The sequence below is a fragment of the Kocuria sp. CPCC 205260 genome, from assembly GCF_040981045.1.
Lineage (GTDB): Bacteria > Actinomycetota > Actinomycetes > Actinomycetales > Micrococcaceae > Kocuria > Kocuria palustris.
The window spans coordinates 77817-94690 of record NZ_JAVKPT010000007.1; the positions used below are offsets into that span (position 1 = coordinate 77817).

The window sequence follows — 16874 nt, forward strand, 5'->3', positions numbered from 1 at the left end:
TGGATGCGACGGACTCAGCGGCCGATCTCGGCCAGGACCTCCGCGACGACGTCCTCGCGGCGGATCTCGCGGGAATCGCTCGTGGCCCGATCCTTGATCTCGAGCAGGCCATCGGCCAGCCCGCGGCCGATCACGAGCATGCTCGGCACGCCGAGCAGCTCGAAGTCGCCGAAGCGCACGCCCGGGGAGACCTTCTTCCGGTCGTCGAACAGCACCCTGACGCCGGCCTCCTCGAGCTGGGCGACGATCTGCTCGGCCGCCTCGGCGGCCTCCTCGCCCTTGCCCGTGGGGACCACGTGGATGTCCGCCGGGGCCAGGTGGCGCGGCCAGATGATGCCCTTGTCGTCGTGGTTCGACTCCACGAGCGCGGCCACCGCGCGGGTGACGCCGAAGCCGTAGGAGCCCATGGTCACCACGACCTGCTTGCCGTTCTGGTCCAGGACCTTCAGCCCCAGGGACTCGGCGTACTTGCGCCCGAGCTGGAACACATGGCCCATCTCGATGCCCCGAGCGGCCTCCAGCGGCCCGGAGCCGTCCGGGGCCGGGTCGCCGGGCAGCACCTCGGCGCACTCGACCGTGCCGTCCCAGGTGAAGTCGCGGCCGGCCACGAGGTCGTAGACGTGTCGGTCGGCGATGTTCGCACCGGTGAGCCAGCGCGAGCCCGGGACCACGCGGGGATCCACGTAGTAGGGCAGCCCGGTGGTCGACTTCACGCCCAGCAGCGGCTCCTCCAGGCTCAGGCCCGGACCCAGGTAGCCCTTGACGATCTGCGGGTGCTTGGCCAGATCGGCCTCCGTGGCCTGCTCGACCTCGACCTCTCCCCCGACGCCGATCAGGGCGCCGATCCCGGCCTCGACGCGCTTGAGATCCACGCCGCGATCGCCCGGCAGCCCGATGACCACGAGGCGCCGCTCGCCCTCCGGGGTGGTGACGGCGAGCACGACGTTCTTCAGCGTCTCAGCGGCCGACCAGGGGCCGTCGTCCTTGGGGTGCATCTCGTCGGAGCGCTGCACAAGGGTCTCGATGGTGGCGGAGTCCGGCGTGTGCTCCACATGCGCCTCCGGCTGGCCCTCGAGCGGCAGGGAGTCCGGCACCACGGTGGTCACGGCCTCGACGTTGGCCGCGTAGCCGCCCGGCGAGCGCACGAAGGTGTCCTCGCCGATGGGCGTGGGGTGCAGGAACTCCTCCGAGCGCGAGCCGCCCATGGCCCCGGAGGTGGCGGCGACGGCCACGACGGGCAGCCCGAGCCGGTCGAAGAGCCGGACATAGGCCTCGCGGTGCAGGCGGTAGGACTCCTCCAGGCCGGCGTCGTCGATGTCGAAGGAGTACGAGTCCTTCATGATGAACTCGCGCGAGCGGATGAGCCCGGCCCGGGGGCGGGCCTCATCGCGGTACTTGGTCTGGATCTGGTAGAGCCGCACCGGCAGGTCCTTGTACGACGAGTACAGGTCCTTGACCAGGAGGGTGAACATCTCCTCGTGCGTGGGCGCCAGCAGGTAGTCCGCGTCCTTGCGGTCCTTGAGGCGGAAGAGGTTGTCGCCGTAGTCCTCCCAGCGGCCGGTCGCCTCGTAGGGCTCGCGCGGCAGCAGGGCCGGGAAGTGGACCTCCTGGGCCCCGATCCCGGCCATCTCCTCGCGGACGATCTCCTCGACCTTCCGCAGAACGCTCAGCCCCAGCGGAAGCCATGTGTAGATCCCCGGCGCGGCTCGGCGGATCAGCCCGGCGCGGACCATCAGACGATGGCTGGCGACCTCGGCATCGACCGGGTCTTCGCGCAGGGTGCGCAGGAACAGGGAGGAGAGGCGCAGTGCCACAGGCGCTCCGTTTCACAGGTCGTCACGTTCGGCACCGCCGATGAGCGGCGCCCTTCCGGCGGTGCGCGGTGCCGTCAGCATTGACGTCCGGGTCCGGATCCCGCCCATCCTAGCCCCGACGGCCCGCTTCCGCGGGCGTCCGGACAGCGCGCTGTGAGGCCCCGCAGCACCACGATCCGGGACAGGGCGGGAACGACGACGGCCCGAGGAGCACCTGGCGCTGCAGGTGCTCCTCGGGCCGTCGAGGCGGTGCGGCTCCCGTCAGGGGCCGGACGCTGCGGAGGCTGCGGAGGCTGCGACTCAGCCCTCGGAGAGGGCGGTCGCGACCTCCTCGAGCAGCGCGGCATTGTCCGGGGCGGGATCGCCCTCGTACTGCCCCGTGTCGACCACCATGATCACGGTGTTGCCATAGGCCATTCCGGCGGTGGAGTAGGACTCGCCCTCGTTCTCCACGGTGGCCTCGTAGGCGCTGTCGGCACCCTCGACCTCGAGATCCGAGGTGGACAGCTCAGCGGATCCGGAGGTGCCGTCCGCAGTGACCTCGACCTCGCCGCAGCCATCGGCGGCGTCGCGGTCGGCCTGCAGGGCGTCCTCTGCGGCGGCGGCGTCATCGAAGGTCTCGGCCGAGACCATCAGGGAGCCCTCCTGATCCACAGCCAGGACGCCGTCCGTGTCATGGACTCCGCCCAGCAGGGCGTTCAGGAACGGGTCCTGGCAGCTGGCGGGCGAGACGGCGAAGTCCTCCCCGAAAGCCTCCAGCAGATCTTCCTCCGGATCGGTGCCGGTGGAGGCGAGCTGGTCGGCGGTGATCGCCATGAGCTGGGCGCCGTTGATCTGCGTGGACAGGCTGCTGAGCAGGTCGGAGTCCGAGAGGTCCTCCGGGGCCTCGCCGGAAGCGGCAGAGCTGGAGGAGGAGTCCGAGGACTCGTCCTCGGAGGCCGATGCGTCGTCCGAGGCGGACTCGTCCTCCGAAGCCGACTCGTCGTCCGACGACTCCTCGTCGGTGGACTCCGCACTCTCCTCCGAGGCCTCGGTGGTCTCCTCGGGGGCGCTCGACTCGGGGGCCGAGCTCTCCTCGGAGGACGACGAGCTGTCGTCCCCGCCCTCGTCGTCGGTGGACTGGACGCAGCCGGTCAGCGCGAGCGCCGCGATGGCGGTGCCGGCGAAGAGGGTGCGGAAGCGCAGCTGCTGGGCCATGGCGTGAGGGCCTTTCGCAGGCTCGCCGTTCGGCGGGTGCGCTCGGGAAGGCAGACGAGCGAGTCGGGACGAGCTGCCCGGCATCGAATGCCGGGAGCAACAAAAACTATTGTGAACCTGCCGCGCGAACCGGCACTCCGGCCTCAGAAGAGCACGGTCGCGAAGGTCCCGTGCCGCTGAAATCCCACCCGCTCGTACGTCCGCAGCGCGGCGGTGTTGTAGTCGTTGACGTAGAGGCTCACGGCCTGGAAGCGCTGCAGCGCCTGCTCCACGACGGCGGCCATGCAGGGAGCCGCCAGCCCCCTGCCCCGCAGCTCGGGGCGCACCCACACGCCCTGGATCTGGCAGACATCGCCCGCCGCGGCGCCGAGATCCGCCTTGAAGTCCACCCGACCGTCGCGCATCAGCACGAAGGTGCGCTGCCGGGCCAGCAGCTGCTGGACGCGGCGGACATAGGACTCCCTGCCCTCCACGTACGGGGAGAAGCCGACCTCCTCCTCGAACATGGCCGCACTGGCCGGCTGCACGGCTTCGATCTCGCCGGGACGCCCCAGGCGCACCTCGGGGTGCCCTTCGAGCGCAGGGGCCTGATCGATGCTCAGCAGCGGCTGGCACTGCCGGATGGCGAACGGCTCGCGCCAGCGGCGCTGCACCGCTGCCCATAGCGCCAGGACGTCGTCGCGGGGGCCGAAGAAGGAGGCTCGGGCCTGGCGCGCGCCGACCAGGTGCGCGCCGACGGCCTCCGCCCCTCCCTCCCCCAGATGGACGGGGACCACGTTGGAGCCGACCCAGCAGGCGCCCGAGAGCTCGAGCGAGCGCCCCGCTGCGCCGGGGCGGGGACGATGACCGCGTGCGAGTCCGACGACCGGCTGCCTCGCGCGGGAGGGCACGTCGCGCAGCTGCGCCACGTGCTCGGCGACGAACACCGAGGAGATCGGATCCTGTCCGAGGAGCCGGTCGAGCTCCGAGCGCGGAACGGCGTGGGGCGGGACCAGCCGCGTCTGCGCGTTCGAGAAGAGCTTCACCCGACGGTGACGGTGGGCGAGGCGCCGGACTCCTCGTCCTCCTCCAGGCCCATCTCCTCTGCGACGCGGTTGGCCTCGGTGATCAGGGTCTCCACGATCTGATCCTCCGGGACGGTGCGGATGACCTCGCCCTTCACGAAGATCTGGCCCTTGCCGTTGCCGGAGGCCACGCCCAGATCGGCCTCGCGCGCCTCACCGGGACCGTTGACGACGCAGCCCATGACGGCCACCCGCAGCGGCACCGTCAGGTCCTTGAGCCCCTCGGTGACGTCGTCGGCCAGCTTGTAGACATCCACCTGGGCCCGCCCGCACGACGGGCAGGAGACGATCTCGAGCTTCTTGGGACGCAGGCCCAGCGACTGCAGGATCTGGGCGCCGACCTTGACCTCCTCGACCGGAGGAGCCGACAGCGAGACACGGATCGTGTCGCCGATGCCCTGGGAGAGCAGGGCGCCGAAAGCCGTGGCGGACTTGATGGTGCCCTGGAACGCGGGACCGGCCTCCGTCACGCCCAGGTGGAGGGGCCAGTCGCCGCGCTCGGCCAGCAGCTGGTAGGCGCGCACCATGGTCACGGGGTCGTTGTGCTTGACCGAGATCTTGAAGTCGTGGAAGTCGTGCTCCTCGAACAGCGAGGCCTCCCACTGCGCGGACTCGGCCAGCGCTTCCGGGGTGGCCTTGCCGTACTTCTCCATGAGGCGCCTGTCGAGCGAGCCCGCGTTCACGCCGATGCGGATCGAGACGCCGGCGTCCTTGGCTGCACGGGCGATCTCGCCGACCTGGTCGTCGAACTTGCGGATGTTGCCCGGATTCACACGCACTCCGGCGCAGCCTGCGTCGATCGCGGCGAAGACGTACTTGGGCTGGAAGTGGATGTCCGCGATCACCGGGATCGGGGACTTCATGGCGATGATCGGCAGCGCGTCGGCGTCGTCCTGGGAAGGGCAGGCCACGCGCACGATGTCACAGCCGGCGGCGTTGAGCTCGGCGATCTGCTGCAGCGTGCCGTTGATGTCGGTGGTGGGCGTGGTGGTCATGGACTGCACGCTCACCGGGGAGTCCGAGCCCACACCCACCGAGCCCACGCGGATCTGCCGGGTCTTGCGGCGAGGCGAGAGGACGGGAAGGGGTGCGGCGGGCATGCCCAGGCTGACCGGACTCACAGTTGGCTCCTGATTGCGTCGAGGATGGATCGGCCTCCATTGTGCCCCAGCGGTCAACCCGGTTCGTCCGCGGAGTGAGCCACGGCTCATGCCTGACTGCGGCGCCTCAGAGCAGCTGCACCGGCTCAATCAGATCTGCCAGCACCAGCACCGCGGTCATTGCGAGCATGGTCAGCGAGACGGCGTAGGTCATCGGCAGCAGCCGCAGCGGATCGAACGGCCCGGGGTCCCTGCGGCCCAGCACGCGCGCGGCGGTGCGGCGGATCCGCTCCCACAGCGCACCGGCGATGTGCCCGCCGTCCAAGGGCAGCAGCGGGATGAGGTTGAAGGCGAACAGGGCCAGGTTCACCGACCCCACGAGCCCCACCAGGGTGGCGGTCTTCTCCCGCAGCTCGAGCTGATCCGTGCTGGCGACCTCACCGGAGATCCGCCCCACGCCCACGACGGACATGGGCCCCTCCGGGTCGCGCGGGGCGTCCGTGAAGGTCGACACGGCCACGTTCCACACGTTGACCGGCAGCCGAATGAGCCCGCCGGCCACGCGCTCCAGACCGTTCAGCACCTCCCCCGGCACCGCGCTGATCGGCTGCGGGGTCAGCTCGGTGAACGATGAGGCGCCGATGAATCCCACGTCCTGCATGACGTAGCGCCCGTCCTCCACGATCGGGGCACCGGTGGAGTCGACGGCCGGACGCGAGGTCTCCACCGGAGTGATCGTGGTCGAAGCGCGCTCGCCGTCGCGGTCGTAGACGACCTCGATCGGCTGGCCGGCCCCCTCCCGGACGATCTCGGTGAGCTCGTCCCAGGACTCGACCCGGCTGCCGCCCAGGGACACGACGACATCTCCGGGGCGCAGCCCCGCCGCGTGCGCCGGAGCCGCGGGGTCGTCCTGCGCGCACTCCCCCTCGGAGGCCGGTGCGGACTGGGAGGCGGCGGCCGGGTCCACGGCCTGCACGCAGCGGCTCACCGTGGCCAGCGTGGTGGTGGGCTGCTGGGAGCCGAAGCCCGTGACGAGCACCGTGATGCACACGATCGCGATCAGCAGGTTCATGATCGGCCCGCCGAGCATGATCACGATGCGCTTCCACACCGGCAGGCGATAGAAGGCCCGGTCCTCGTCCCCCGGCAGGAGCTGGGCCGCTGCCACGGATCGGGTCTGCGACGTCATCTGCTGCATGACCCCGGTGGAGTCCACGCCGGCTCGGTGGCCGGCCGCCGGCGGATACATGCCGACCATGGCCACGTAGCCGCCCAGGGGGACGGCCTTGATCCCGTACTCCGTCTCCCCGCGCACCCGCGAGAACAGCGTGGGCCCGAAGCCCACCATGTACTGCATCACTCGCACCCGGAACAGCTTGGCGGGCAGCAGGTGTCCCACCTCGTGCAGGGCGATCGAGGCGATGAGGGCCAGGGCTGCCAGCAGGACGCCGAGGACGAAGATCAGGACGCTCACGCGCATATCCCACCACACCGGCAGGACGGCACAGCGGTTGCCTCGCCCGTGGGCTTCCGTGGGCTTCGCCCGTCGTCGTGGTCCCTCAGGACGGGGCCCGGGGAAAGATGAGGATCACGACGACGGGCGCGGGTCCGGCTCCCCTGGAGGAAGCCGGGCCCGCGCCCGTGAGGCGGTGCCGCTGACGGGTCAGCGGCGCATGATCCTGCGCGCCATGGCGTTGCCGACGAACTGCACGGTCTGCACCAGGACGATGATGACCGCGACCGCAGCCCAGGTGACCTCGTCGTTGAAGCGCTGGTAGCCCAGCCGCAGCGCGAAGTCGCCCAGACCGCCAGCGCCGATGGCACCGGCCATGGCGGACATGTCGGTCACACCGATGACCAGGAACGTGTAGCCGAGCACCAGAGGGCCCAGGGCCTCCGGCAGGATCACCGTGGTGATGATCCGGAACCGCGAGACGCCCATGGAGCGAGCCGCCTCGATCACACCGGGATCCACCGACATGAGGTTCTGCTCGACGATGCGCGCGACCGCGAACAGCGCGGCGATCGTCATGGCGAAGATCGCGGCGTTCTGCCCGAGCCTGGTCCCGATCACCGTCTCCGTCAGCGGGCCGAGGGCCGCCAGCAGGATGATGAACGGGATCGGCCGCACGAAGTTCACGATCAGGTTGATCGCGGTGTTCAGCGGGCGGTTCGCATAGATGCCGCCCGGACGCGTGACGTACAGCGCGACGCCGAAGACGAGACCCAGGAAGCCCGCGATGATCATGGTCACCACGACCATGTAGAGGGTCTCGCCGATGGACGTCAGCAGCTGAGGGCCGAGAACGGACCAGTTGGTCATGCCGACACCTCCTTCACGGTCGTGGCCTCTGCAAGCCGGGCGATCGTGTCCTCCACGGCCTGGGGATCACCCAGCAGCTCGACGGTCAGGGAGCCGAAGGACTGCTCCTGCAGCACCGACACCCCGCCGAACACGATCCTGAAGCCCACGCCGCGCTCAGCGGCGGCGCGGCTGAGCACCGTGCCGACATCGACGCCCTCGCGGATCTCCATGACCACCAGGCGGCCGTCGTGGCGCGCGCGCAGGTGCGCGAGCTCCTCGGCGTCCGGCTCGGCGTGGACGACGGTGGAGACGAAGCGACGGGTCGTGGGCGACTGCCCGGCCGAGAAGATCTGGGCCGTGGGGCCCATCTCGACCACGCGTCCGCTGTCCATGACCGCGACGCGATCGGCGATCGAGCGCACCACGTCCATCTCGTGGGTGATCAGCACGACCGTGATCCCGAACTCCCGGTTGGCCCGGCGCAGCAGCGCCAGCACCTCCTGGGTGGTCTCCGGGTCCAGTGCGGAGGTGGACTCGTCGGCCAGCAGGATCTTGGGGTTGGCAGCCAGCGCCCGGGCGATGCCCACGCGCTGCTTCTGCCCGCCCGAGAGCTGCTCGGGGTAGTTGCCCGCCCGCTCAGAGAGCCCGACGAACTCGAGCAGCTCCTTCACGCGCGCCCTGCGATCGGCCGCCGACCAGCCCGCCTGCTTCAGCGGGTACTCGACGTTGCCGGCCACGGAGCGCGACGTGAACAGGTTGAACTGCTGGAAGATCATGCCGATGTCGCGACGGATCGGGGCCAGCTGATTCTCGGTGCGGCCGTCGACCCGGCGGCCGTCGACCTCGACGACGCCGGAGGTCACCGGCTCCAGGCCGTTGATCAGGCGCACGAGCGTGGACTTGCCGGCACCCGAGTAGCCGATCACGCCGAAGATCTCGCCTCGGCGGATGTCGAGGGTGACATCGTCGACTGCGGTCACGTCCCGCTTGGTCCTGCCCTTGCCCGTGGTGAAGGACTTGGTGACGCCGTCGAAGCGCACGATCGCCTCGGTCTCGGGCCCGGGCCGACGCCGCTGCGTGTCAGCGGCGTCGGCCACCGGCTCGCTGCCGGGGTGGAACTGCTCGGCCGGGGTCACTTCTGGAGGTCCTCCTCGTAATCGGAGAGGACCTGCTCCAGCTCCTCCTGCGAGAGGTCCATGGTCACCGCGGTGCCCTTGCTGTCCTCCTTCTCGGCCTCCTCGACCTCCGGGGTGTGGAAGAGATCGGCGACCTTGTGGAGGGTCTCGTCGTCCTTGTTGGCCTCGGTGGTGGCGAACAGGTTCACGTACGGACGGGCGTTCTCGTTCTCGGCGCCGTCGGAGGCCAGGGCCGAATCGGGATCGATGTCGCCGCGGGCCAGGAAGTCGTTGTTGATGACGGAGCCGGCCACGGAGTCCAGAGACAGCACGGTCTGCTCGGCCGAGACCGGGGTGACGGAGACCTTCGAGGCCTCGGTGTCGATGTCCGACTCGGTCGGGGCGGTGGTGTCCGAGGTGAACTCGACCAGGCCGTTGGCCTGCAGCAGCAGCAGCGCGCGCGACTGGTTGATCGAGTCGTTGGGGATGGCGATCTCGTCGCCGTCCTGGATGTCCTCGAGCGACTCGTACTTGTTGGAGTACAGGCCCAGCGGGTAGATCGAGGTCGAGGCGATCGGGGTGATGCTCTCCCCGGAGCTGTTGTTGTAGTCCGCCAGGTACGCGATGTGCTGGAACCAGTTCATGTCGACGTCGCCGGAGACGGTCGCCGGGTTGACCTGGCTGTACTCGGAGAGCTCGACCAGCTCGACGGTGATGCCCTCCTCCTCGGCCTTCTCCACGAGGGCCTCGTTCACGGGGGTGGTGCCGACGACGCCGATCTTGATGACCCCGTCGTCGTAGGGGGCCTCATCGGAGTCGCCGCCGCCGCCGCAGCCGGCGAGGGTCAGGCCGAGGACTGTGGTCACGGCCAGGGCGGAGAGACGGTGTGCGCGCATGGGAGGGGTTGCCTTTCGTTCAGCGAGCTGTCCGATCCCATCGGGGTGACCGGCGGCGCTGAACGTCAGGCGTGCGCATCGATGCTGCGCACGAACCCAAATCCGTGCTTGCCGCGGTGCGGAACCGGAGCCGGATGGTCATCTGGGGCACCCCACCACGGTGAGAGGGTTGCCGTCCGGCCAGCCAGAGCTTCGCGCCGGATCTCGTCATCCGGCGCAGATCCTAGCATCTGAGTCCGGTGCGGGCGAGCCCCCCACGAGGCCTGGCACGGGCTCTGGCTCAGGCACCGACTGCACGTCGGCCGCGTCCCGGCTCATCGACGCCTCTGCCTCACCAGCTCATCAGCGCGGGAGCGAGCCCAGGCCTCGGCTGCCAGCACCGATTCGAGGCTCAGCTCGTCGACGGGCTCATGCTCCCGCACGACTTCGGCCACGAGCTCGACGATCTCCAGGAAGCGCAGGCGCCCGGCGTGGAAGGCCAGGACCGCCTGCTCGTTCGCGGCGTTGAACACGGCAGGGCCGGTGGGCCCTGAAGCCGCCGCCTCCTTGAGCAGACGCACCGCTGGGAAGGCCTCCTCATCCAGCGGCTCGAAGCTCCAGGTCGCCGCCTGAGTCCAGTCGCACGGCGAGGCGGCGCCCGGGACCCGATGCGGCCAGCCGAGGCCCAGCGCGATCGGCAGGCGCATGTCCGGCGGGGAGGCCTGAGCCATGGTGGAGCCGTCCACGAACTGCACCATCGAGTGCACGACGGACTGCGGGTGCACCACCACGTCGATGCGCTCCAAGGGGATGTCGAAGAGCAGGTGGGCCTCGAGGACCTCGAGGGCCTTGTTGACCATGGTCGAGGAGTTCGTGGTCACCATCAGCCCCATGTCCCAGGTGGGATGGGCCAGGGCGTCCTGCGGGCGCACGTCCCGCAGGGAATCGCGCGAGCGCCCGCGGAAGGGTCCGCCGGAGGCCGTCAGCACGAGCCGGTCGACCTCTGCCGACGCGCCGCTGCGCAGCGCCTGGGCCAGGGCTGAGTGCTCGGAGTCCACGGGGATCAGCGGGTCGTCGTGCGGGGAGGCCTGCGCGGCCCGGCGCACCAGCTCACCGCCGGCGATCAGCGACTCCTTGTTGGCCAGGGCCAGCAGCTTGCCGGCCTCCAGGGCGGCAAGGGTGGGGGCCAGCCCGATCGAGCCGGTGATGCCGTTGAGGACGAGATCGGCCCCCGGCGCTCGCGCCGCCTGCACGGCGGCCTCCGATCCCGCGAGGATCTGCGGGGAATAGTCCTCCCCCAGCGCCAGGACCCGCGAGGCGATCATGCGCTCGAGCAGCGCCGCGTCCTGGACATCGCCGGACGTCGCCACGAGCGGGGCCCGGGTCTCGACGGCCTGCTCCGCGAGCAGCTCGAGGTTCGACGAGCCGGCCGCCAGGGCCACCACCCGGAATGGGGCCTGCTGATCGGCCGACGCCGCGGCGGTGCGCACGACGTCGAGCGCCTGCGTGCCGATGGAGCCGGTCGAGCCCAGGATGCAGATGCGGCGCTGGGACTCGGCCCACAGGGGAGCCTGGGGGGCGGGACGCTGTTCGCTGGAGATCTCGGACATGGCTCCAGTATGCCGACCTGCCTCCAGCGCTGCCGGAGCGCGTTGGACGCGCCCCCCCTTCCGCGCACGCCCCCTGGCCCGGAGGAGACGAAGCGCCCCGCCCCTCTCGACGAGGGACGGGGCGCTTGCAGGTGCTGCGGAACGCGTCGGCTCAGCGCTCGACGGCACCGCCGCGGCTGCCCTTGGTGAGGGCGCCGTAGATGAACAGCACGACGAGCGCGCCGATGATGGCGAGCACGATCGAGCCGATGGACAGGGTGCTGCCGGCCGGGTGCAGGCCCGGGATGACCATGGCGATCAGGCCGCCGACGAAGGCGCCGACGATGCCCAGGATGATGGTCATCACGATGCCGCCGCCCTGCTTGCCGGGCATGATGAGCTTGGCGATGGCGCCGGCGATGATGCCGAGAACCAGCCAGGCGATGATGGATCCGATCATGGTGCTTCTCCTCTTCCGGGACGCAAGTGCGACGTCCCTGAACTGGGGGTCGAGTGCTCAGACTGCTGAGCATCTCCTCGAGAGTAGACCCTGAGCGGCTCGGGGGGAGCATCCTAGCCCCGAGCCGCTGAGGCGTCTCTCACACTTCTCTCAGATGCACTTGTGCATCGAATCGCCCCAGGTCAGCCCCGAGATGATCCGAGAGCCGCGCAGCTCAGTGATCGACCGGGGGCTCGGCCCCGACTCCCGTCATGGAGCGGACCTCCATCTCGGCCTGCTTCTCGCGGTTCTCGCGGCGGCTCTCCGTGAGCGAGCCGATGATGGCCAGCAGGAAGCCGACCGGGATCGAGACGATGCCCGGGTTGGTCAGCGGGAACCAGGCGAAGTCGGCGCTGGCGATCATTGAGGTCTCCGCCCCGGACATCACCGGGGAGAAGATGATCAGCACGACCGCGGTGATCAGGCCGCCGTACATGGACCACACCGCGCCGCGGGTGGTGAAGCGCTTCCAGTACAGCGAGAACAGGATCGTGGGCAGGTTCGCCGAGGCTGCGACCGCGAAGGCCAGGGCCACCAGGAAGGCGACGTTCTGCCCCTGCGCACCGATCCCGCCCAGGACGGCCACGACGCCGATCACGACCACGGTGATCTTGCCGACCCGCAGCTCCTCCTTGCCGGTGGCCTTGCCCTTCTTGAGCACGTTGCCGTAGATGTCGTGGGCGAACGACGCCGATGCCGTGATGGCCAGACCCGCCACGACCGCCAGGATCGTGGCGAAGGCGACGGCTGCGATGAACCCGAGCAGCAGGGATCCGCCGAGCTCGTAGGCCAGCAGCGGCGCCGCCGAGTTCACTCCGCCCGGAGCCGCCGCGATGCGGTCGGCGCCGATCAGGGCCGCGGCCGCATAGCCGAGCACCAGGGTGAAGAGGTAGAAGGTGCCGATCAGCACGATGGCCCAGACCACCGACTTGCGGGCCTCCTTGGCCGTGGGGACCGTGTAGAAGCGCATCAGCACGTGGGGCAGGCCCGCCGCGCCGAGCACCAGGGCCAGGCCGAGGGAGACGAAGTCGAGCTTGGTGACCTCGCTGAGCCCGTAGCGCAGCCCGGGCTCCAGGATCGCGTGGTCGCCTGCGGTGTCCACGGCTCCCCCGAGCAGGCCGGAGAAGCTGAAGCCGAACATTGCTAGTGCCCACACCGTCATGACCGCCACGCCGGCGACCAGCAGGCAGGCCTTGATGATCTGCACCCACGTGGTGCCCTTCATGCCGCCGATCAGCACGTAGGCGATCATCAGGACGCCCACGGCCAGGATCACCACGGACTGCCCGGTGCTGGAGGTCACCCCCAGCAGCAGGGACACGAGCGCACCCGCGCCTGCCATCTGCGCCAGGAGGTAGAAGAGCGTGACGCTGAGAGTGGAGATCGACGCCGCCATGCGCACGGGGGTCTGGCGCAGGCGGAAGGACAGGACGTCCGCCATCGTGAACTTGCCCGTGTTGCGCAGCGGCTCGGCGATCAGCAGCAGAGCCACGAGCCAGGCCACGAAGAACCCGATCGAGTACAGGAAGCCGTCGTAGCCCTGCACGGCGATCGCGCCCACGATGCCGAGGAACGACGCCGCCGAGAGGTAATCGCCGGCGATCGCCAGGCCGTTCTGGGTGCCGGTGAAGGAGCGGCCTCCGGCGAAGTAGTCGGCCGCGCTCTGCGTGGACTTCGAGGCGCGGATGACGACGACCAGGGTCACCGCCACGAAGGCCAGGAAGATCGACATGTTGATCCAGGGCGATCCGACCGTGCTCGAGGATGTCTCCGCCAGGGAGATCTGGGGGCTCATGGGTTCAGGCCTCCTGTCCGGTGCTGCGGGAGCGGGAGGCGAAGTCGCCGGCCTCGAGATCGGCGCGGATGTCCTGCGCCTGGCTGTCGAGGTTCTTGTTCGCGAAGACCACGTAGGCCGCGGTGATGCCGAAGGTCGTCACGAACTGCAACAGGCCCAGGATCACTCCGAGGTTCACGTTGCCGAGCACCTCGCGGCCCATGAAGGACGGCGCGTAGATGGACAGCAGGACGTAGAGGAAGAACCAGACGAGGAAGAACACGGTCATGGGGAACACGAAGCGGCGGTGCGTGCTGCGCAGGGACTGGAACTGAGGCGAAGCCTGGGCCGCCATGAAGTCCTCTGCCGTCGGCTCCGCGATGCGGGGCTGGTCGGTCACGGGGATCCTCTCGATGAAGAGTCGACGTGAGCTCTGTTACTCACAGGTGTGACACACACCATAATCAGCGATCTTCAAGGTTGAGGGCGCCACTCCGAGACACGGCATCGAGTTGCCAAGACATCCCCCGGCCGGCGCTCAGTCCAGGATCAGCACCAGGTCCACGAGGGCATCCAGGAAGGCATCGACCTGGTTCTCCTCGTACACGTCCTGGCCGTAGGCGGGGTCGAACACCGCGCGGCGGATCATGTCGGCATCCGGGGCCTGCTGGCGATCGATCTCGGTGAGCACCGTCTCGCACAGCTCATCGACCTGTCGGGCGCTGTAGCCACGGGTCGAGGCCGACGACGGGGCGCGGAAGCGGTGTCCGCTCGGACGGCGGAGCCGGCCGTAGATCTGCTCGAGCCGGCGGTCCATGCGGTCGTCCCAGGCCTGGGGGCCGTCCTCCGCCTGACGGCGCCGGGCATGGGCTGCGGCCGCACGGTCCTCGAGCCGGTCGATCGCCGCGTCGACCTCGACGGGGATGTAGCCGCCGCGCTGACGCCGGAAGGTCGCGGTGCGCAGCGTCTCGGGCTCGGGAAGCACGCTGTCGTCAGGCTCATCATCCCCGGGGCCCGAGCCGAGCAGCGGCAGCAGCAGGGCGTCGACGTCGGCGACGCGGTAGCCCCACGAGCGCGAGGCGACCCGTCCCAGGCCCAGGCCGTCCTGCGGCGCCTGTGCGCCTGCGGTCCCCTCGGCGTCAGGGGTGTCGGCTGCGGTGCTCATGACGGATCAGCCTCCTTGGCCAAGCCTGCCGACCGCGACCAGCAGCTCGAAGACCACGTAGCCCACCGGGATCGCGAAGAGGATCGAGTCGATGCGGTCCATGACCCCGCCGTGGCCGGGAAGGAGATCGCCCATGTCCTTCACCCCGAGCTCGCGCTTGACCATGGACTCGGAGAAGTCGCCGAGTGCGGAGACGATGACGAGGAAGAAGGCCAGGACGGTGCTGTGCCACCAGGGGACGTCGAGCATGAGCGCGCCCAGCACCGTGCCGAGGATGAGGGAGCCCAGCATGGACCCGGCGAAGCCCTCCCAGGTCTTCTTGGGGCTGATCCGCGGTGCCATGGGGTGCTTGCCCCACAGTACGCCGGCGATGTATCCGAAGGTGTCGTTGCCGACCGCCATGAGGATCACGAGCAGGACCTTGGCGGGGCCCTCCGGGGTGTGGAACAGCAGGACCGCCAGCGAGATCAGCAGGCCCACCCAGGTCACCGCGAACAGCGACGACATCACGGACAGGACCATGCCGTCGGTCCGCCCGAAGACGCGGCAGAGGATCACGACGGTGCAGACCAGGATCAGCGCGATGATCAGCGCCTCGGACCCGCCGACGAAGGCGGCCAGCGGCAGCACGGCCGCGCCCACGGCGGCGGGAGCGCGAGGCACCTTGATGCCGCCGCGGGCCAGGGCGCCGCAGACCTCCCACACGCCCAGGCCCGCGGCCGCGGCGGCCAGGAGGGCGACCACCGGCGGCACCAGGAACAGGCCGACGAGGAGCACGACGATCAGCCCCGCGCCCACTCCGATCGCGGCAGGCAGATTGCGGCCTGCGCGGGAGGTCCTCTGGGCGGGGGCGGACGACGGCTCTTCGACGACGGTGGGCATCAGACCTTCAGCAGCTCTGCTTCCTTGTTCTTGGCCGCGGTGTCGATCTGCTCCGAGGCCTTCTTGGTCAGGGCGTCGAGCTCCTTCTCGGCGCGCTTGCCCTCGTCCTCTCCGATCTCCCCGTCCTTGACGAGCTTCTCGATGGCCTCCTTGGCCGTGCGGCGGATGCTGCGCACCGAGATGCGGCCGTCCTCGGCCTTCGAGTGCACGATCTTGACGTAGTCGCGGCGGCGCTCCTCCGTCAGCTCCGGCATGACCACGCGGATCACGTTGCCGTCGTTGGCCGGGTTGGCGCCGACGTCCGAGTTGCGCAGCGCCTTCTCGATCTCCCCCAGGGCGGAGCGGTCGTAGGGCGTGATGAGCAGCGTGCGGGCCTCCGGGTTCTGGAAGGACGCCAGCTGGTTCAGCGGCGTGGGGGCGCCGTAGTACTCGACCGTCACGTTGGCGAACAGGGAGGGGTTCGCGCGTCCGGTGCGGATGGCGGCGAACTCGTCGGCGGCGTGCGCGACGGCCTTGTCCATGCCGGTCTTGGCTTCGTTGTGGATCTCGTCGATCACTTCAAGCTCCTTGCGTGGTCTGCGGGATCGGTGCGAGGTCCGGACCGATCAGGTGGGCAGCGCGGCTGTGGGCACTGAGGCCCAGTCTAGCGAGGCGAGTGCACACGCCGCGGGACGACGGCGGCTCAGACGGTGATGAGGGTGCCCATGTCCTCACCCAGGATCGCGCGCGTGACGCTGCCCTCGCCCTGCATGCCGAACACGCGCATGGACACGTTGTTGTCCCGGCACAGCGAGAACGCGGTCTGATCCATCACGCGGATGTTGCGAGTGATGGCCTCGTCGTAGGTCAGCGACTCCAGGCGCACCGCCGAGGGGTCCACGTTGGGGTCGGCGGTGTAGACGCCGTCCACGCCGTTCTTGCCCATCAGGACCTCGTCGGCCTCGATCTCCAGGGCGCGCTGGGCGGCGACGGTGTCCGTGGAGAAGTAGGGCAGGCCGGCTCCGGCGCCGAAGATCACCACGCGGTCCTTCTCCATGTGCCGGATCGCCCGCCGCGGGATGTAGGCCTCTGCGACCTGCTCCATGGAGATGGCCGACTGGACGCGGGTGTCCACGCCGCACTGCTCCAGGAAGTCCTGCAGCGCCAGGCAGTTCATCACGGTGCCGAGCATGCCCATGTAGTCGGCGCGCGAGCGGTCCATGCCTGCCTGGGAGAGCTCTGCCCCGCGGAAGAAGTTGCCTCCGCCGACGACGATCGAGGTCTCGACCTGTCCGACCGTGGCGGCGATCTGCTCGGCGATGTTGCGCACCACCGAGGTGTCCACGCCCACGCGGCCGCCGCCGAACACCTCGCCGGAGAGCTTCAGCAGGATGCGGCGACGCTGCCCTCGCTCCCCCGGGCTCGTGGCCGAGCGATCGGTCTCGCGACCTGCGCGCAGCGCTCCGTCGCGGATCTCCGAGGGGGTGGTGGTGGGCATGGTGCCTCCTGGCAGTCG

At 69.8% G+C, this 16874-nt stretch carries 16 protein-coding genes and 1 riboswitch; all 16 genes read right to left on the bottom strand.

Annotation, left to right across the window (positions count from 1 at the left end; genetic code table 11):
• Nucleotides 1–14: 14 nt before the first annotated feature.
• The 16 genes from RF645_RS10990 to pyrH all read right to left on the bottom strand — a co-directional run bounded on the left by RF645_RS10990 (nt 15) and on the right by pyrH (nt 16856).
• Nucleotides 15–1814, bottom strand: a complete 1800-nt coding sequence (locus tag RF645_RS10990) for a proline--tRNA ligase (RefSeq protein WP_006214461.1) — start codon at nt 1812–1814, stop codon at nt 15–17.
• 300 nt (nt 1815–2114) lie between these two features.
• Nucleotides 2115–3011 (bottom strand): hypothetical protein, encoded by an 897-nt coding sequence (locus RF645_RS10995; RefSeq protein ID WP_006214460.1) that lies wholly within the window; start codon nt 3009–3011, stop codon nt 2115–2117.
• Between the two features lie 143 nt (nt 3012–3154).
• Nucleotides 3155–4036 (bottom strand): DUF4081 domain-containing GNAT family N-acetyltransferase, encoded by an 882-nt coding sequence (locus RF645_RS11000; protein WP_006214459.1) that lies wholly within the window; start codon nt 4034–4036, stop codon nt 3155–3157.
• Nucleotides 4033–5196 carry a flavodoxin-dependent (E)-4-hydroxy-3-methylbut-2-enyl-diphosphate synthase gene (ispG, locus tag RF645_RS11005; RefSeq protein ID WP_006214458.1) on the bottom strand — a complete coding sequence of 388 codons (1164 nt, stop codon included), beginning with the start codon at nt 5194–5196 and terminating at the stop codon, nt 4033–4035. The genes RF645_RS11000 and ispG overlap by 4 nt, the downstream gene beginning before the upstream one ends.
• Nucleotides 5197–5302: 106 nt before the next feature.
• Nucleotides 5303–6649, bottom strand: a complete 1347-nt coding sequence (locus RF645_RS11010) for an RIP metalloprotease (protein ID WP_006214457.1) — start codon at nt 6647–6649, stop codon at nt 5303–5305.
• Nucleotides 6650–6838: 189 nt separating this feature from the next.
• Nucleotides 6839–7498: a methionine ABC transporter permease gene (locus RF645_RS11015; protein ID WP_006214456.1), complete on the bottom strand. Its 660-nt coding sequence runs from the start codon at nt 7496–7498 to the stop codon at nt 6839–6841.
• Nucleotides 7495–8520, bottom strand: a complete 1026-nt coding sequence (locus RF645_RS11020; RefSeq protein WP_235044739.1) for a methionine ABC transporter ATP-binding protein — start codon at nt 8518–8520, stop codon at nt 7495–7497. The genes RF645_RS11015 and RF645_RS11020 overlap by 4 nt, the downstream gene beginning before the upstream one ends.
• 92 nt (nt 8521–8612) lie before the next feature.
• Nucleotides 8613–9491 carry a MetQ/NlpA family ABC transporter substrate-binding protein gene (locus tag RF645_RS11025; RefSeq protein ID WP_006214454.1) on the bottom strand — a complete coding sequence of 293 codons (879 nt, stop codon included), beginning with the start codon at nt 9489–9491 and terminating at the stop codon, nt 8613–8615.
• A gap of 99 nt (nt 9492–9590) precedes the next feature.
• Nucleotides 9591–9703, bottom strand: a riboswitch (SAM riboswitch).
• A gap of 102 nt (nt 9704–9805) precedes the next feature.
• Nucleotides 9806–11080, bottom strand: a complete 1275-nt coding sequence (gene dxr / locus RF645_RS11030; RefSeq protein WP_368819085.1) for a 1-deoxy-D-xylulose-5-phosphate reductoisomerase — start codon at nt 11078–11080, stop codon at nt 9806–9808.
• A gap of 151 nt (nt 11081–11231) precedes the next feature.
• Nucleotides 11232–11519: a GlsB/YeaQ/YmgE family stress response membrane protein gene (locus RF645_RS11035; RefSeq protein ID WP_137802173.1), complete on the bottom strand. Its 288-nt coding sequence runs from the start codon at nt 11517–11519 to the stop codon at nt 11232–11234.
• 214 nt (nt 11520–11733) lie between these two features.
• On the bottom strand, nt 11734–13353 hold the full coding sequence (locus RF645_RS11040; RefSeq protein ID WP_137802174.1) for a cation acetate symporter: 1620 nt from the start codon (nt 13351–13353) through the stop codon (nt 11734–11736).
• 4 nt (nt 13354–13357) lie between these two features.
• The gene (locus RF645_RS11045) at nt 13358–13687 is read right to left on the bottom strand and encodes a DUF485 domain-containing protein (RefSeq protein ID WP_053448291.1); all 330 of its coding nucleotides are present in this window, start codon (nt 13685–13687) and stop codon (nt 13358–13360) included.
• Between the two features lie 183 nt (nt 13688–13870).
• Nucleotides 13871–14497: a DivIVA domain-containing protein gene (locus RF645_RS11050; RefSeq protein WP_259903487.1), complete on the bottom strand. Its 627-nt coding sequence runs from the start codon at nt 14495–14497 to the stop codon at nt 13871–13873.
• 6 nt (nt 14498–14503) lie between these two features.
• Nucleotides 14504–15379, bottom strand: coding sequence for a phosphatidate cytidylyltransferase (locus tag RF645_RS11055; protein WP_368819087.1), 876 nt, complete (start codon nt 15377–15379; stop codon nt 14504–14506).
• On the bottom strand, nt 15379–15936 hold the full coding sequence (gene frr, locus RF645_RS11060; protein ID WP_006214447.1) for a ribosome recycling factor: 558 nt from the start codon (nt 15934–15936) through the stop codon (nt 15379–15381). Before frr ends, RF645_RS11055 begins: the two co-directional genes overlap by 1 nt.
• Before the next feature lie 125 nt (nt 15937–16061).
• Nucleotides 16062–16856, bottom strand: coding sequence for a UMP kinase (gene pyrH / locus RF645_RS11065; RefSeq protein WP_006214446.1), 795 nt, complete (start codon nt 16854–16856; stop codon nt 16062–16064).
• Nucleotides 16857–16874: the final 18 nt, after the last annotated feature.